This window comes from Aminobacter sp. P9b (genome assembly GCF_045345995.1).
Classification (GTDB): domain Bacteria; phylum Pseudomonadota; class Alphaproteobacteria; order Rhizobiales; family Rhizobiaceae; genus Aminobacter; species Aminobacter niigataensis.
In genome coordinates this window covers 2,503,107-2,517,095 of the sequence record NZ_CP150082.1, presented here as the reverse complement: position 1 = coordinate 2,517,095, position 13,989 = coordinate 2,503,107, and the positions used below count along the sequence as shown (strand labels likewise).

The following is a 13,989-nucleotide window of genomic DNA, read 5'->3' as shown; positions in this document are numbered from 1 at the left end:
TTGATTAGATGTCCGCGCCTTCACCGGCGCAGCAGGATTCGACGAGCGCCGAGACGGATGCGGAAACGGCGGCCAGGGCCGCCTGGTCGATCTGATAGCGCGAGCGTTGCCGCTCCGGCGCATAGCGAACCAGTCCCGCCTCGACGAGGATTTTCAGGTGTTGCGAAACCGTCGATTGCGCAAGGTCGAGATGCTCGACCACTTCCTTGCAGCAGCACGACCTGCCGCCGCCCAGCCGTCGCAGGATTTCAAGCCGTGCCGGATGCGAGAGGGCGGCAAGCTTGTGCGCCACATCCTCGACGGATGGTGCGCGGCAGTTCTGCCTGGCGGAGAATGATTTCATCGTTCATCGACGATAGACGATGAATTCATTCCGCGCAACCCGAATGGGGTGAGATGCCGTGCCCGAAGTCCTATGGTTTGGGCGTCGGCATCGCCTGCTCGCCCATGGCGTCCATGTTGGCGGCCTCGCCCTCCTTGGACTTTTCCGGGACACGGAACACCTGCCCCGGCCAGATGCGGTCGGGATCGCGGATCTGGTCCTGATTGGCGAGATAGATGTTCGAATAGCGCACGCCATGGCCGTAGACGCGGCGCGAGATCCGCCACAGGGAATCGCCGCGCCGGATGATCACGGCACCGTTGACCGCCTCCAGCTTGGGAGCGGTCGCCTCGGGCGCTGCCGGTGCGGCGGCGACATCGGCGGGTTTTGCTTCAGATGCCGTTGGCGCGGCCGGCGTTTCGGCCGTTGACGGCGTCGACGCGTCAGACTTGGCCTCGGGCTGCTGTGCCGATGCCGGCTGCTGGACCGGTTCCTGCGGCGCAACGGCTGCAATCGACTCACCCGGCTCGCGCTGGAACGGGACAGCAGCGCGTGCCACCACCTTGACGCCATCCGGCTCGAGCGCGTCGACGCGGATGATGTAGTCGCCCACGGGCAGTTCGCGCTCCGCCTCGATCAGGAAGCGCCCGTCCGGCGAGGTCTGCGTTTCGCCGATGAGAATCTCGTTGGCATAGGCGCGCACCTTGCGGCCGGCATCGGCGGCACCGGCGATGAAGATCTTCTTGCCCTCGATCTCGACCGCCTCGACCACCACCTTTGCCTGAGAGGCCGGTGCGTCCGATTTGGCCGGTGCCGGTTGCGGCGCGGTCTGTGCTTCGGTCGTCGTCGCGGGCGCGTTGGCGGACTGTTCGGCCGTGGGCAGCTTTGCCGGCGCCTCGGCAGGCTTGGGCACGGTGATCAGTTCCGCCGGCTTGCCCGGCTCCTCCACCAGCGCCAGCACCTGGCCGCCCGGCTCGGAGGGCACGGACACCACGGCCGTCTCCGTCGACGTCGCCACGACATTATCGGGCGCAGTGGCGCGCAGCACGATCTGGTAGTCGCCAGGCGTCAGCGGCTTGTCGAGCACGACGGCGAAATCACCGTCGGCGCCGGCCACAGCCGCGCCGATGACCTGCGAACCGGTCACGATCTCGACCTTGGAACCACCCGCAGCCTTGCCGGCGATCACGACAGCGCCATTGTCCTCGACACGCACGACATCGAAGGAAGGTGCTACGACCGCCGGAGCAGCGGGCGCCGCCGCCTCGGCTGACGGCTTTGCCGGTTCGGCGGGCTTGTCGGCGGCTGGCGCCGTCGAGTTCGGCGCCGGCAACGAGGCTATCGCAGCCGGCGGCGCGAGATAGGGATCGAGCGCGCCCGACACATACGCAACCGTGGCTGCCGCGGCCGAGCCGCCGGCTGCCAATAGGAATATCTTCAACGGATTAATCGCCATATTTCCCTGCCCCTAGCCGCGCAACGGGTCTACCTTGTTTTGCCGGCAGCGACAAGAAAAAGCCCGTGCGGGCTTGACCCTGCCAGCAGACGCAATACCCAATCAGGCCATGAACAAGATTCGATCCATTTGCGTCTATTGCGGCTCCTCGCCGGGCCGCGACGAAGTCTACATAAAGGCTGGCCATCTGCTCGGCCACTCGATCGCCAAGGCCGGCCTGCGGCTGGTCTATGGCGGCGGCACCAAAGGCATCATGGGTGCGGTCGCCGATGGCGCGCTGCGCGCCGGCGGCAAGGTCACCGGCATCATCCCGCGCTTCCTGATGAACAAGGAAGCGACCGAAACCGCGCTGACCAGGCTCGACGAAACCGTCATCACCGACAACATGCACGAGCGCAAGCACCTTATGTTCGAGAAATCGGACGCATTCGTGGCGCTGCCGGGCGGCATCGGCACGGTCGAGGAGATCGTCGAGATCATGACCTGGGCGCAGCTCGGCCATCACCGCAAGCCGATCGTCTTTGCCAATGTCAAAGGCTTCTGGGATCCGATGCTGGCGCTGCTCGACCACATGAAGGCCGAGGGCTTCGTGCACACCTCGCATCTGGTCCAGCCGCTGGTGATCGACGAGCCGGAGGCCGTGGTCTCGGCCATCCTGGTAGCGGCCGGCAGCGATTCCACACCCACCGAGGGCGTGCAGTCGCTCATCGACAAGATGTGACCTTAGGGATCAATCCCTGAGGCTGCGGCCTGCCGCTGGCAGGCCGCCTCACCCGAACCTCAGCCGTTCTTCGCCCGTTCGGAGAACATCGACCAGGTATAGATCGCCAGCGCCACCCAGATCAGCGCGAAGGCAACGGCACGTTCGCTCGAGAACGGCTCCTTGAAGATGAAGATGGCGATGACGAAGATCATCGTCGGCGCGATGTACTGCATGATGCCGATGGTCGACATCGTCAGCAGCTTGGCGCCGTTGGCAAACAGGATCAGCGGCACGGCGGTGACGACACCACAGCCCAGCATGAGCCAGACGTCGGTCATGCCGGTGGTGCCGAAATGGCCGACGCCGGTCGACTGCAGGTAGAAGATGTAGCCGAGCGCCGGCAGGCCGAGGATGAGCACTTCGAGGAAGAAGCCCTGGGCCGGGCCGATCGGCAGCGTCTTCTTGAACAAGGCGTAGAAGCCCCAGGAAAGCGCCAGCACGATCGACACCCAGGGCAAGCCGCCGGTTTCCCAGGTCAGCAGGGCCACGGCAACCACGGCGAGTGCAATCGCCAGCATCTGCGCCCGCGTCAGCCTCTCGCCCAGAACGACGGCGCCGAGAAAGATGCTGAACAGCGGATTGATGTAGTAGCCGAGCGCGGTTTCCAGTGCGCGGTCGTTGCCGATCGCCCAGACATAGACGCCCCAGTTGATGGTGATCAGCGCCGCTGTCAGCGTGCCCATCGCCAGCGTCCGCGGCGTGCGCAGCGCCTGCCTGATGTCGGAGGTGCGACCCAGCCACCACAGCAGGAGGGCTGCGATGGGGATCGACCAGGTGATGCGGTGGGCGATCACCTCGGGCGTCGGGATATGCGCCACAGCCTTCATGTAGAAGGGCAAGACCCCCCACATCAGATAGGCCGAGAGGGCAAAAAGGAAGCCACGCGTGGCTTCGTCGCGAGAAATCGCAGGCGTGTTCGTGCTCATGGCGCGAACCTATGCGCCCGCCTGCCCGGCCATGCCATTTCAAAATTCTGATGGTCCATCCGCTTTTCGTTGATGGATCAATCGATCGGGCCAGTCGCCTTGGCTGGCCCAATCATAGCAAGCAACCCCTACTCCGCTGCCACCAGCCCCGCCATGTCGCGGTTTTTCATCAGCTTGTAGATGATCGAATCCATCAGCGCCTGGAACGAAGCGTCGATGATGTTGGTCGACACCCCGACGGTCCACCAGCGCGCGCCGGTGCTGTCATGCGACTCGATCAGAACGCGGGTTATCGCCTCGGTGCCGCCATTGAGGATACGCACCTTGTAGTCCGCCAGCTCCAGGTCGCCGATCTCGTGCTGGAACTTGCCGAGGTCCTTGCGCAGGGCGATGTCGAGCGCGTTGACGGGGCCGTCGCCTTCGGCCACCGACATCTTCTCCTCGCCATCGACCATCACCTTCACCACCGCTTCCGACACGGTCTTGAGGTTGCCATTGGCGTCGAAACGCCGTTCGACCAGACAGCGGAACGAGGTCACGCGGAAGAAATCCGGCACCGTGTGCAGCATGCTGCGCGCCAGGAGCTCGAAGCTGGCGTCGGCGCCCTCATAGGCATAACCCTCGGCCTCGCGTTCCTTGACCACCGAAATCAGCGCGTCCAGCCGTCCGTCGTCCCTGGGCACGTCGATGCCGCGGCGCTTCAGCTCGGCGACGAAGTTGGCCTTGCCGCCCTGGTCCGACACCATCACCTTGCGCCGGTTGCCGACGGCTTCCGGCGGCACGTGTTCGTAGGTCTTGGGCTCCTTGGCGATCGCCGAGGCGTGGATACCGGCCTTGGTCGCAAAGGCGGAGGCGCCGACATAGGGCGACTGCGCCTCAGGCGCGCGGTTGAGCAATTCGTCGAATGCGCGCGAAAGCCGCGAGATGCCGGCCAACGCCTCTTCCGAAACGCCTGTCTCGAAACGCCCGGCGAAATGCGGCTTCAGCGCCAGCGTCGGGATGATGGTGATCAGGTTGGCGTTGCCGCAGCGCTCGCCGATGCCGTTGATGGTGCCTTGCACCTGGCGCACGCCGGCCTCGATGGCGGCCAGCGAATTGGCCACCGCCTGGCCGGTGTCGTCATGGGCATGGATGCCAAGATTGGCGCCGGGAATGCCGGATGCGATGACCTTGGCCACGATCTCGCGCACCTCCGACGGCTGGGTGCCGCCATTGGTGTCGCACAGCACCACCCAGCGCGCGCCGGCATCATAGGCGGTACGGGCGCAGGCCAGCGCGTAGTCGGGATTGGCCTTGAAGCCGTCGAAGAAGTGCTCGCAGTCGACCATCGGCTCCTTGCCGGCGTCGCGCGCCGCCTCGACCGAGGCGCGGATCGATTCGAGGTTCTCCTCGTTGGTGACCCCGAGCGCGACGCGGACGTGGTAATCCCAGCTCTTGGCGACGTAGCAGATGCCGTCCGACCTGGCCTGCAGCAGCGTGGCGAGGCCTGGGTCGTTGGACGTCGACACCCCCGCCCGCTTGGTCATGCCGAAGGCGACGAATTTCGCCCGCCGCGTCCGCTTTTCGGCAAAGAACGCCGTGTCGGTCGGATTGGCACCGGGATAGCCGCCTTCGACATAGTCGAGCCCGAACTCGTCGAGCATGGCGGCGATCGCAATCTTGTCCTCGACGGAGAAGTCGATGCCCGGCGTCTGCTGGCCGTCGCGCAGCGTCGTGTCGAAGAGATAGATGCGTTCGCGTGCCATTGTCATTTCCCTGCGAACCTGTCGGTCGCCCGGACCAACTGGTTCAATATGCCCGGTTCCGAAAAGGCATGTCCGGCGCCTTCGATGAGGTGAAATTCGGCCTGCGGCCAGGCCTTGTGCAGCGCCCAGGCATATTTCGCCGGGCACGGCATGTCGTAGCGCCCATGGACGATGACGCCGGGGATGTCGCGCAGCTTGTGGGCGTCGCGGATCAGTTGTCCTTCGTCCATCCAGCCGGCATGGACGAAATAATGGTTCTCGATGCGGGCGAAGGCCACAGCGAAATCGTCCTCGCCAAACTTGCCGCTGGTTTCGGGGTCGGGCAGCAGCGTGATCGTCTCGCCTTCCCACAGGCTCCAGGCAAGGGCTGCCTCCACCTTGGCCTTGTAGTCGTCGCCGACGAGGCGCTTGCGATAGGCACCCATCATGTCGCCGCGCTCGGCCTCCGGAATCGGGGCAACGAAGCGCTCCCACTTGTCGGGAAACATCTCGGAGACGCCGAACTGGTAGTACCATTCGAGCTCGGCGCGGGTCAGCGTGTAGATGCCGCGCACCACGAGCTCACTGACGCGGTCGGGGTGGGTTTCGGCATAGGCGAGTGCCAGCGTCGAGCCCCAGGAACCGCCGAACACCTGCCATTTGTCGAAACCGGCCATCTCTCGCAGCCGCTCGATGTCGGCGACAAGGTGCCAGGTCGTGTTGGCTTCAAGGGAGGCGTTGGGCACGGACTTGCCGCAGCCGCGCTGGTCGAACAGCATGATGTCGTAGAGTTTTGGGTCGAACAGCCGGCGATGCTTCGGCGAGGTCGCCCCGCCCGGGCCGCCGTGCAGGAACACCACCGGCTTGGCGCCCCTGGTGCCGGAGCGTTCCCAGTAGATCTGGTGGCCGTCGCCGACATCCAGCATGCCGCTGTCGAAGGGCTCGATCTCGGGATAGAGGCCGCGCAGTTCGTCGCTCATAGTTTCAGCCCATGCTCCGGCCAGTTGGCCGTTTCCTCGTCCGGGTGCTGGAAGGAGATGATCTGCTCCTGCCGCCGGTAATAGTCGGGATTGTCATGTGGCGGCGCGGCGAAGATCGCCTCGACCCACGGCAGGCGCGCGCCATGGTTGATCTGGACAGTTGGCGCGAGATCGGAACGATCGTCGAACGTGCCGATGGCGATCTCGAGTTCGCCCGGCTGGCGATAGGTCATCGGCGTGCCGCAGCGTTGGCAGAAACCCCGGGCGATGTTGACCGACGACTGGAAATAGCTCGGTTCCTCGCGGATCCACTCGATGCCATCAACCGGAACCGCAACGAAAGCGCCGAAGAAAGAGCCGAACTGCTTCTGGCACATGCGGCAATGGCAGATCGAGGTGCGCCCCAGCGCGCCGCGGATGCGAAAACGCACGGCGCCGCACTGGCAGCCGCCTGATCTAACAGTCTCGGTCATGACCTATTCTCCGGTGGCCATTGTTCAGTGTCGTGGTCGGGGTGCTGGTGGTTCGATGGCGCGATCGCGGCGTACCAGGACGTCTCGTCCGCCGACGGCTCGACCGTGTCCAGGTCGCCGAACCAGGGCATCTTGGCCGCGGGTCCGCACTGGAATTCCGGCTTGACCGACGCCGGCTCGTCGAGCGAGCCGAGCATCACGTTGATCGTATCGCGGTCGACAACGTCGAATAGCAGCGGCGTCCCGCAATCGCGGCAGAAGCCGCGGCGCACGATGTCTGACGACTGGAACCAGCCGACCTCGCCGCGCGTGACGGCAAACTTGGCCTTGGCAGTGCGGGCCAGCGGCAGGAAATAGTTGCCGGAAGCCTTCTGGCACATGCGGCAATGGCAGATATGCGCATTCTCCAGCGCCTGGGCGATACGATAGCGCACGGCCCCGCACTGGCAGCCCCCCGTCGTCGCAGCGTTCATGTGCGCCCCTCCGGCGGCCAGCTGCCGGTGTCATGGTCGGGATGCTGGTAGGAGACGATGTCATTGACGAAGTCGGCCGCATCAGGGTCGTCCTCGGTCGAATAGCCCGGCAATTCATGGACATGGTCGACATAGGGCAGCTTGCCCTCGAGGCCCCACTGCACAATCGGCGCGATCTCGGCCGGTTCGTCGAAGGCGGCGATCGCCAGGGCCACGCCATCCGGCGCCTCGTAGCTCAACGGCGTGCCACACTCGCCGCAGAAGCCGCGATAGGCAAAGTTCGAGGAGCGGAATTTCTTCGGCTCGCCGCGCGTCCAGGTAAGTTTTGCCTGCCGCACCGACACCAGAGGCGCGTAGAAATTGCCGAACGCCTTCTGGCACATGCGGCAATGGCAGACCGAGGCGTCGCCGAGAGCGCCCTCAATGCGAAAGCGCACGGCACCGCACTGGCAGCCGCCGGAATAGACAGGCCGGTTGTCGAGGCTCATGGCAACATTCCCTCAGGCCGGGGCATGGCACACCGCCTCGATGTTGTTGCCATCGGGATCGAAGACGAAGGCAGCGTAATAGTCGGGGTGGTAATGCGGCCGCGGGCCCGGTCCGCCATTGTCGCGGCCACCGGCGGCGACCGCCGCAGCATAGAAAGCGTCGACCTCGGCCCGGCTGCGGGCGGTGAAGGCATAGTGCCGTCCCGGCCCGGCTGGCGCCTCGTGCAGCCAGAACACCGGCCGCTCACGCCCATAGCCGCCGACCTTGACGCCGCCGGTGTGTTCGCCCGGCACCATCATCAGCAGGGAAGCGCCGAGCGGCGCGAACGCCTTGTCGTAGAAGGCCTTTGCCGTGTCGAAATCCGTTACCGAAATGCCCGTGTGGTCGATCATTGCACGAACTCCTCCTTCATGCCGCCGGCCGTTCCGCCCTGGCCGGCCGAGATCACGATATGGTGGCAGACATTGTCGATATCGCGAAGCACGTCGTCGTTCCAGAACCGGAGCATGGTCCAGCCGAGACCTTGCAACTTGGCAGTACGCAGAGCATCCGCTTCCGCAACATCGGCCGAGCCGTGTTGCGAACCATCGATCTCGACAATCAAGTTGTGTGTTGGGCAGGCAAAGTCGACGATGTAGCCAGCAATTGGCAATTGCCTCCGAAAACCCAATCCCATCAGTCGATGCGCCCTAAGCTCGTTCCAGAGCTTCAGTTCGGCATCCGTCATTTGCTTGCGCATCTTGCGCGCGTTCCGACGATTGGCCTGAGGAACTGGGTAGTGGGTCATCAGCAACCGCCCCCCTCTGCCCTGCCGGGCATCTCCCCCCTCAAGGGGGGAGATCACGCCGTCATCAACGCGTCGCCCAACCGCAAGCGCAGCACCAAGCATTGAACGTCTGCAGGAAGATGTGAGGCGCAAAAGCTGCTGATCTCCCCCCTTGAGGGGGAGATGCCCGGCAGGGCAGAGGGGGGTATGAAGCCCCATCTCTTCCACGCCGTGCAGCGTAGACATCACCGCTTCACTTCCCACGTCGTCACACGCTCACCACTCAACGGATCCTTGCCGTCCTTGAGCTGCACGCCCTGGGCCAAAAGCTCGTCGCGGATGCGGTCGGCCTCGGCCCAGTTCCTGGCGGCGATGAAGGCCAGACGTTCGGCGATGAATTTCGCAACCTCGCTTTCGTCGACCTCGGCCGCGTCGAGCCCGAATCCCAGGAACAGCAGCGCGGCCTTCAGGCTGGCTGCCGCGTCGACGTTCCCAGCCGCTTCGCCGGCCAGCTGCGACATGCCCTGAAAGACACTCGACGTCGCCAGGTCGTCGCTCAGCGCGGCAACCAGCCCAGCGGGAACCTCGGCCTCAGCCTCGCCGGCGCCGTCCGCCGCACGCTTCCACTTGCGCAGCGTGTTTTCCGCCTCTTCCAGCTTGCGCACTGAGAAGTCGATCGGCTCGCGGTAGTGCGTCATCAGCATCGCCAGCCTGAGCACCTCGCCCGGCCATTTGCGGCCACCGAAATTCTCCGTCGCCAGCAATTCCTGGATCGTGAAGAAGTTGCCCAGACTCTTGGACATCTTCTGGCCCTCGACCTGCAGGAAGCCGTTGTGCATCCAATAGTTAGCCATCACCTCGGTGCCGTGGGCGCAGCGCGACTGGGCGATCTCGTTTTCATGGTGCGGGAAGATCAGGTCGAGCCCGCCGCCATGGATATCGAAGACCTCGCCGAGATAGGCCGACGCCATCGCCGAGCACTCGATGTGCCAGCCCGGACGGCCTCGGCCCCAGGGGCTGTACCAGCCCGGCTCCTCGGCCGAAGACGCCTTCCACAAGACGAAGTCGCCAGGGCTCTTCTTGTGCGCCTCGACCTCGACGCGGGCGCCGGCCTGCTGCTCGTCGAGATTGCGCTTCGACAGTTGGCCGTAGTCTTCCATCGAGCCGGTATCGAACAGCACTTCACCTTGTGCTTCATAGGCATGGCCGCGTTCGATGAGACTGAGAATCAAGGTGATCATGTCGGCGCGGCCGTCGGCGCGCGGCTGCACGAACTCCGTCGCCCGCGGCTCGACTGTCGGCTCGAGGCAGCCCAGCGCCTTGACGTCGGCCTGGTACTGGTTGGCGGTCTTTTCGGTGACGCGCCTGATCGCCTCGTTAAGCGGCAGATCGGGGAAGTCGCGCAGGGCGCGCGCGTTGATCTTGTCGTCGAGGTCGGTGAGGTTGCGCACATAGGTGACGGCATCCGCGCCATAGACGTGGCGCAGCAGCCGAAACAGCACGTCGAAGACGATCGCCGGGCGGGCATTGCCGATATGGGCGAAGTCGTAAACGGTCGGCCCGCAGACATACATCCGCACGTTTTGCGGATCGACCGGCACGAAGTCCTCCTTCGTGCGCGTCAGCGTGTTGGTAAGCCGAAGGCCCCGAAACGCACCGGACTTCATCGTTGAATCAGACATAGAACTCCCCTGGCCTGCTGGCCCGGGCGTTTGACCTGTCTCGTGTGAAGATGAGGCGAAAACGTCCTGACCAGCGCGAACGCTAGCCAATAATGCAAATGCCGAAAATGGCGAAAGACGTTTTCATCACCAGCTTTATCGCCTCGCCGGCCTGTTGCCGTCAAGACGCTGCGTCATGAAACTTTACCGCGCAAACCGGAACAGAAGCAGTACTGAAACAATTTATTAAATATCCCGGCACTGTAATGAAACATTGCCCGGATAAAAGGCGCCGCATGCCACGAATTCGACCCAATCAGTGAGCATTTGCAGCCGCTCTCAACACAGTTGACGTAAGGGAAGAGACCAATGAAACGAAAACAATCCGAACAGGACCGAGCGCGTAGCCAGTACGCAGAACTCACCAAGCACTACCGGGCCATCGGCCCCGCAGCAATTCTTGCCGCGCTGATCTGCGCGCCCAAGAAAGACAAGCAGTCTCCCAAGCTAAGCAAGGCGGCTTAGCAGGCTCAAGCCGATCGCGGCCATCACCAGGCCGATCAGGAGATCGAGCACGCGCCACGCGGCAGGCCGGGCAAAGACCGGCTCGAGCAGCCGGGCGCCATAGCCGAGCCCGAAGAACCACACGAACGATGCCGTTGCAGCGCCCAGCCCATAGGCAAGGCGTGCCTGACCTTCATAGGCGGCCGACAGGCCGCCGAGCAGAACCACCGTGTCGAGATAGACATGCGGGTTGAGGAAGGTGAAAGCGAGACAAGCGGCAATCGCCGGCCACAGCCTGGCCTCGCCGCTTTTGGCCGCCTTGAGCACCTCGGGCTTCATCGCACGTCGGAAGGCGATCGCCGCATAAGTAAACAGGAACAGCGCTCCGCCCACCGTCACGGCCATGATCAGCCGCGGCGACTGGGCGATCAGCGTGCCGAGCCCGGCGACGCCGGCGGCGATCAGCAAGGCATCCGAGGCCGCGCAGATCAAACTCAGAATGAAGACGTGCTGGCGCAGCAGCCCCTGCCGCAGGATGAACGCATTCTGCGCACCGATCGCAATGATCAGCGACGCACCGAGCAGGAAACCGGAAAGGGCGGCGGACAGGACTGGCGTGGACACGCCGCTCTTCTAGCGTCTGGTCAGAACAGTTTCATCTGGCCGTCATCGCTGGACTTACGCTTTTCCACTTTTGGCTTCGCGGCCCGTTCAGGTGCTGCCTCCGGCAAAGGCTCGACCCGATCCTGGATCTCGGGGCCGACGTTGGCCACCTTGTTGACCATCTCCGACACCGGGATCTGCTCGAAGAAGTCGGGCTGCGCCGGCCGCATCAGTTCGGCCACGTCGCGCGGCTCCTGCGTACGGCAGTCGAGCCAGCGGGCAAAATCCTCCGGCTGGATCACCACCGGCATGCGGTCGTGGATGTGCAGGATGTCGGCGCTGGCGCCGGTGGTCAGGATCGCCGCCGTGTCGATCTCCGAGCCGCCCGGCTCGCTCCAGGTTTCCATCAAACCGGCAAGTGCCACCAGTCCACCCTTGCGCGGCCTCAGCCAGTAAGGCTGGCGCCGGTTGCCCGGCAGCTTTTTCCACTCGTAGAAACCCGAGACCGGGATCAGCGCCCGCCGGTGGCGCATCGCGGTCTTGAACGAGGCCTTTTCGATTGCCGATTCGGAGCGCGCGTTGAACAGCAGCGGCATGTCGGCCGGATTCTTCGTCCAGGCCGGAATCAGCCCCCACCGCGTCAGCATCGCCATGCGGTCGGGCAGGTTCGAGCCCGGCGGACGCTGCGGCCCGGCCATCACCACCAGGATCGGCTGTGTCGGCGCCACATTATAGCGCGGGGGAAAGCTCTCGAGCTCGCCTATGCCGACAAAGGCCGCCGTCTCCTCCGGCGAGGCTATCACCGCTATTCGTCCGCACATCGGCTCATGTCTCGCTTCATCGTCTGAAAGTGGCGATGGATCGCACCCGCCGCAACCGCTAATGCGGATATGGCCGGCTGCTCCACAATGGGCCTTTATGTCTGTTCCGGCGCGTCGAAAACGACAATCAGCGATACTCGCGCAGCTCGGGCATCAAGGCAGTTCCATGGCCTTCGGCGGATAGACAGCTCCTGCCTTATGGTAGTAGCTGCTGGCATGCCCCATCATCAGAGCATTTCCAGAACATGAGCCAACTTTCGAGCCTTCTACGGAAATGGCGCCGGGCAAAGAGCCAGGCAACTCCGCTGGCACCCCGGCCTTTCCTACTCGAGTACGATGGCTTTTGTCCGATCTGCTCACGCAATTCGACGTTCCGAGCGACGGGCAACTGGTTGCGCGGCACCCTCCTATGCCAGTCATGCCCTAACGGATCTGTCCCGAGAGAGCGCGCGCTTGCACTCGTTCTCGAAGAGAGTTTTCCGGAATGGCGGAGCATGGCGATCCATGAGTGTTCGCCGATAGAGCGTGGAATTTCAATCAAGCTGCATCGTGAGGCAAAGAACCTTGTCCGAACCCAATTCTATCCCGGCGTCCCCTTGGGCGAGGTATACAAAGGATTCCGCAACGAAGACCTCCAGAAACAGACTTTCTCCGACAACCAGTTCGATCTCTTCATCTCGCTCGATGTGTTTGAACATATTCCGGAACCTGTTCCAGCCCTCAGGGAAGTTTTCCGTACACTGAAGCCAGGCGGTAGCATGCTGTGCACTTGGCCAGTGAGAAAAGCCCAAGTAGCGGCTATGGAGTATCGAGCAAAACTGAAGCCGGATGGTTCATTTGAGCACCTGAAAGAACCCGAATATCACGGCAACCCGGTTGACCCGAAGGGTGGCTCCCTTGTTACGGTTGACTACGGCTATGATGTTCACAAGCTAGTCGCGGATGCCAATTTCGACACTCGGGTCTATCGCTTTGCCGATAAGCGGCACGGTATCCTCGGTGAATACACTGAAGTCTTTCTTTGCAAGAAATCTCCGCCGCTATAGCACGCATGCCGCCCTGCGGCGAAGCAGTCGCGGCCGGCTGTTCCACAGTGGAACGCGTTACCCAAGCGAGAGTTGATGATCGACGCGAAAATAGTCCCCGCCGTCTCCGTCGCCGTACTGCGCGACCGCTCGATCATGCTGGTGCGGCGCGGGCGCGCGCCGTCGAAGGGCCTCTATGCGTTTCCCGGTGGGCGTGTCGAAAGCGGCGAAACGCTCGAAGATGCCGCCCGCCGCGAACTGATGGAAGAGACCGGGATCGAGGTCGGCACGCTTGTTCCCTTGCGCGAGATCCTCATCGACAGCCGCGCCGAAGGTGCCTCGGTCTACCTGCTCACCGTCTTTGGCGCGCGCCATGTGCGCAGCGACCCGGTAGCGGCCGATGACGCCGACGAAGCCGCTTTCTTCTCCCTCGCCGAGATCGAGCGCCTGCCGCTCACCGATTCGACGCTGGAGATCGTGCTCGAACTGCTCGGCGGACAGGTCGCCTTGCCCGCATAGCGTTGGATAGCCGCGACTGTGGCCTTGCCGGCGACAAATTGTTTCGCCACAAAAGCTTATGATGCGCGCTTCGACCTACATCATGGCTATGATGCTTGCCGCAAGCGCCGTGCTTGCGGCGCCAGCGCGGGCCGTCGAAGCGCCGTTCGAACCGGGCCTTCTCAGGCTCGCCGAGGTTCTGGGCTCGCTGCATTTCCTGCGCAACCTCTGCGGCGAGAAGGGCACACAATGGCGCGGCGAGATGGAAAAGCTGCTGCAGGCCGAGAACCCCTCGCCCGAACGCCGCGCCCGTTTCATCGCGTCCTTCAACCGCGGCTACCGTTCGTTCGACGGCACCTACACCGCCTGCACGCCGTCAGCGACCGAAGCCATCGGGCGCTACATGAAGGAAGGCGAAGCGCTCAGCCGCGACATCGCCTCCCGCTACGGTAATTAACAGGCTATTTACTTTCCCGGCATTGCCTGCCGTACACGGACGGGCGAT

At 63.7% G+C, this 13,989-nt stretch carries 18 protein-coding genes; 5 read left to right on the top strand and 13 right to left on the bottom strand.

From position 1 onward, the window contains the following. Positions 1-4: 4 nt before the first annotated feature. The gene (locus tag WHT83_RS12425; protein WP_108608724.1) at positions 5-343 is read right to left on the bottom strand and encodes a helix-turn-helix transcriptional regulator; all 339 of its coding nucleotides are present in this window, start codon (positions 341-343) and stop codon (positions 5-7) included. Positions 344-413: 70 nt separating this feature from the next. Next, positions 414-1,778: an Ig-like domain-containing protein gene (locus tag WHT83_RS12420; RefSeq protein WP_406871327.1), complete on the bottom strand. Its 1,365-nt coding sequence runs from the start codon at positions 1,776-1,778 to the stop codon at positions 414-416. A 109-nt stretch (positions 1,779-1,887) separates the two neighbouring features. On the opposite strand from WHT83_RS12420, the gene WHT83_RS12415 reads away from it, so the two are divergent. Next, on the top strand, positions 1,888-2,499 hold the full coding sequence (locus tag WHT83_RS12415; RefSeq protein WP_108608726.1) for a TIGR00730 family Rossman fold protein: 612 nt from the start codon (positions 1,888-1,890) through the stop codon (positions 2,497-2,499). A gap of 59 nt (positions 2,500-2,558) precedes the next feature. Here the strand turns inward: WHT83_RS12415 and rarD are convergent, their stop codons facing one another. The 9 genes from rarD to cysS form a co-directional block, all read right to left on the bottom strand. Then, entirely contained in the window at positions 2,559-3,467 is a 909-nt protein-coding gene (gene rarD / locus WHT83_RS12410; RefSeq protein WP_183262221.1) for an EamA family transporter RarD, read from the bottom strand. A gap of 128 nt (positions 3,468-3,595) precedes the next feature. Beyond that, the gene (gene cimA, locus WHT83_RS12405) at positions 3,596-5,218 is read right to left on the bottom strand and encodes a citramalate synthase (protein WP_406871326.1); all 1,623 of its coding nucleotides are present in this window, start codon (positions 5,216-5,218) and stop codon (positions 3,596-3,598) included. After that, positions 5,215-6,171, bottom strand: a complete 957-nt coding sequence (gene pip, locus WHT83_RS12400) for a prolyl aminopeptidase (RefSeq protein WP_406871325.1) — start codon at positions 6,169-6,171, stop codon at positions 5,215-5,217. The genes cimA and pip overlap by 4 nt, the downstream gene beginning before the upstream one ends. Then, positions 6,168-6,644: a GFA family protein gene (locus WHT83_RS12395; protein WP_108608730.1), complete on the bottom strand. Its 477-nt coding sequence runs from the start codon at positions 6,642-6,644 to the stop codon at positions 6,168-6,170. Before WHT83_RS12395 ends, pip begins: the two co-directional genes overlap by 4 nt. Beyond that, on the bottom strand, positions 6,641-7,117 hold the full coding sequence (locus tag WHT83_RS12390) for a GFA family protein (RefSeq protein ID WP_406871324.1): 477 nt from the start codon (positions 7,115-7,117) through the stop codon (positions 6,641-6,643). Before WHT83_RS12390 ends, WHT83_RS12395 begins: the two co-directional genes overlap by 4 nt. Continuing rightward, positions 7,114-7,605, bottom strand: coding sequence for a GFA family protein (locus tag WHT83_RS12385; protein ID WP_406871323.1), 492 nt, complete (start codon positions 7,603-7,605; stop codon positions 7,114-7,116). Before WHT83_RS12385 ends, WHT83_RS12390 begins: the two co-directional genes overlap by 4 nt. 12 nt (positions 7,606-7,617) lie before the next feature. Continuing rightward, positions 7,618-7,998 carry a VOC family protein gene (locus tag WHT83_RS12380; RefSeq protein ID WP_406871322.1) on the bottom strand — a complete coding sequence of 127 codons (381 nt, stop codon included), beginning with the start codon at positions 7,996-7,998 and terminating at the stop codon, positions 7,618-7,620. Further along, entirely contained in the window at positions 7,995-8,393 is a 399-nt protein-coding gene (locus WHT83_RS12375; RefSeq protein ID WP_406873972.1) for an endonuclease domain-containing protein, read from the bottom strand. The genes WHT83_RS12380 and WHT83_RS12375 overlap by 4 nt, the downstream gene beginning before the upstream one ends. A 224-nt stretch (positions 8,394-8,617) precedes the next feature. Then, complete coding sequence (gene cysS / locus WHT83_RS12370; RefSeq protein ID WP_406873971.1) at positions 8,618-10,039, bottom strand: cysteine--tRNA ligase; 1,422 nt, start codon at positions 10,037-10,039, stop codon at positions 8,618-8,620. Positions 10,040-10,402: 363 nt separating this feature from the next. Here cysS and WHT83_RS12365 point away from each other — a divergent pair, with 363 nt between their 5' ends. Further along, positions 10,403-10,558, top strand: coding sequence for a transcriptional regulator (locus WHT83_RS12365; protein ID WP_108608735.1), 156 nt, complete (start codon positions 10,403-10,405; stop codon positions 10,556-10,558). On the opposite strand, the gene WHT83_RS12360 is transcribed toward WHT83_RS12365, so the two are convergent. Next, on the bottom strand, positions 10,541-11,161 hold the full coding sequence (locus WHT83_RS12360; RefSeq protein WP_108608736.1) for a LysE/ArgO family amino acid transporter: 621 nt from the start codon (positions 11,159-11,161) through the stop codon (positions 10,541-10,543). The two genes, WHT83_RS12365 and WHT83_RS12360, sit on opposite strands and share 18 nt — an antisense overlap. Before the next feature lie 20 nt (positions 11,162-11,181). Then, positions 11,182-11,961: an SOS response-associated peptidase gene (locus WHT83_RS12355; RefSeq protein ID WP_406871321.1), complete on the bottom strand. Its 780-nt coding sequence runs from the start codon at positions 11,959-11,961 to the stop codon at positions 11,182-11,184. A gap of 494 nt (positions 11,962-12,455) precedes the next feature. Between WHT83_RS12355 and WHT83_RS12350 the strand changes: the two genes are divergently transcribed. The 3 genes from WHT83_RS12350 (at position 12,456) to WHT83_RS12340 (ending at position 13,941) form a co-directional block, all read left to right on the top strand. Further along, the gene (locus WHT83_RS12350; RefSeq protein WP_159091676.1) at positions 12,456-13,007 is read left to right on the top strand and encodes a bifunctional 2-polyprenyl-6-hydroxyphenol methylase/3-demethylubiquinol 3-O-methyltransferase UbiG; all 552 of its coding nucleotides are present in this window, start codon (positions 12,456-12,458) and stop codon (positions 13,005-13,007) included. 75 nt (positions 13,008-13,082) lie between these two features. Beyond that, a complete protein-coding gene (locus WHT83_RS12345) occupies positions 13,083-13,505 on the top strand; it encodes an NUDIX hydrolase (RefSeq protein WP_183262238.1) in 423 nt (140 codons plus the stop codon). Between the two features lie 58 nt (positions 13,506-13,563). Beyond that, entirely contained in the window at positions 13,564-13,941 is a 378-nt protein-coding gene (locus WHT83_RS12340; protein WP_318762142.1) for a TIGR02301 family protein, read from the top strand. Positions 13,942-13,989: the final 48 nt, after the last annotated feature.

What these genes read in the sequence shown, in the direction of transcription:
- WHT83_RS12425 (WP_108608724.1), bottom strand. Translation starts at nt 343, where the DNA reads ATGAAATCATTCTCCGCCAGGCAGAACTGCCGCGCACCATCCGTCGAG.
- WHT83_RS12420 (WP_406871327.1), bottom strand. Translation starts at nt 1,778, where the DNA reads ATGGCGATTAATCCGTTGAAGATATTCCTATTGGCAGCCGGCGGCTCG.
- WHT83_RS12415 (WP_108608726.1), top strand. Translation starts at nt 1,888, where the DNA reads ATGAACAAGATTCGATCCATTTGCGTCTATTGCGGCTCCTCGCCGGGC.
- rarD (WP_183262221.1), bottom strand. Translation starts at nt 3,467, where the DNA reads ATGAGCACGAACACGCCTGCGATTTCTCGCGACGAAGCCACGCGTGGC.
- cimA (WP_406871326.1), bottom strand. Translation starts at nt 5,218, where the DNA reads ATGACAATGGCACGCGAACGCATCTATCTCTTCGACACGACGCTGCGC.
- pip (WP_406871325.1), bottom strand. Translation starts at nt 6,171, where the DNA reads ATGAGCGACGAACTGCGCGGCCTCTATCCCGAGATCGAGCCCTTCGAC.
- WHT83_RS12395 (WP_108608730.1), bottom strand. Translation starts at nt 6,644, where the DNA reads ATGACCGAGACTGTTAGATCAGGCGGCTGCCAGTGCGGCGCCGTGCGT.
- WHT83_RS12390 (WP_406871324.1), bottom strand. Translation starts at nt 7,117, where the DNA reads ATGAACGCTGCGACGACGGGGGGCTGCCAGTGCGGGGCCGTGCGCTAT.
- WHT83_RS12385 (WP_406871323.1), bottom strand. Translation starts at nt 7,605, where the DNA reads ATGAGCCTCGACAACCGGCCTGTCTATTCCGGCGGCTGCCAGTGCGGT.
- WHT83_RS12380 (WP_406871322.1), bottom strand. Translation starts at nt 7,998, where the DNA reads ATGATCGACCACACGGGCATTTCGGTAACGGATTTCGACACGGCAAAG.
- WHT83_RS12375 (WP_406873972.1), bottom strand. Translation starts at nt 8,393, where the DNA reads ATGACCCACTACCCAGTTCCTCAGGCCAATCGTCGGAACGCGCGCAAG.
- cysS (WP_406873971.1), bottom strand. Translation starts at nt 10,039, where the DNA reads ATGAAGTCCGGTGCGTTTCGGGGCCTTCGGCTTACCAACACGCTGACG.
- WHT83_RS12365 (WP_108608735.1), top strand. Translation starts at nt 10,403, where the DNA reads ATGAAACGAAAACAATCCGAACAGGACCGAGCGCGTAGCCAGTACGCA.
- WHT83_RS12355 (WP_406871321.1), bottom strand. Translation starts at nt 11,961, where the DNA reads ATGTGCGGACGAATAGCGGTGATAGCCTCGCCGGAGGAGACGGCGGCC.
- WHT83_RS12350 (WP_159091676.1), top strand. Translation starts at nt 12,456, where the DNA reads ATGGCGATCCATGAGTGTTCGCCGATAGAGCGTGGAATTTCAATCAAG.
- WHT83_RS12345 (WP_183262238.1), top strand. Translation starts at nt 13,083, where the DNA reads ATGATCGACGCGAAAATAGTCCCCGCCGTCTCCGTCGCCGTACTGCGC.
- WHT83_RS12340 (WP_318762142.1), top strand. Translation starts at nt 13,564, where the DNA reads ATGATGCGCGCTTCGACCTACATCATGGCTATGATGCTTGCCGCAAGC.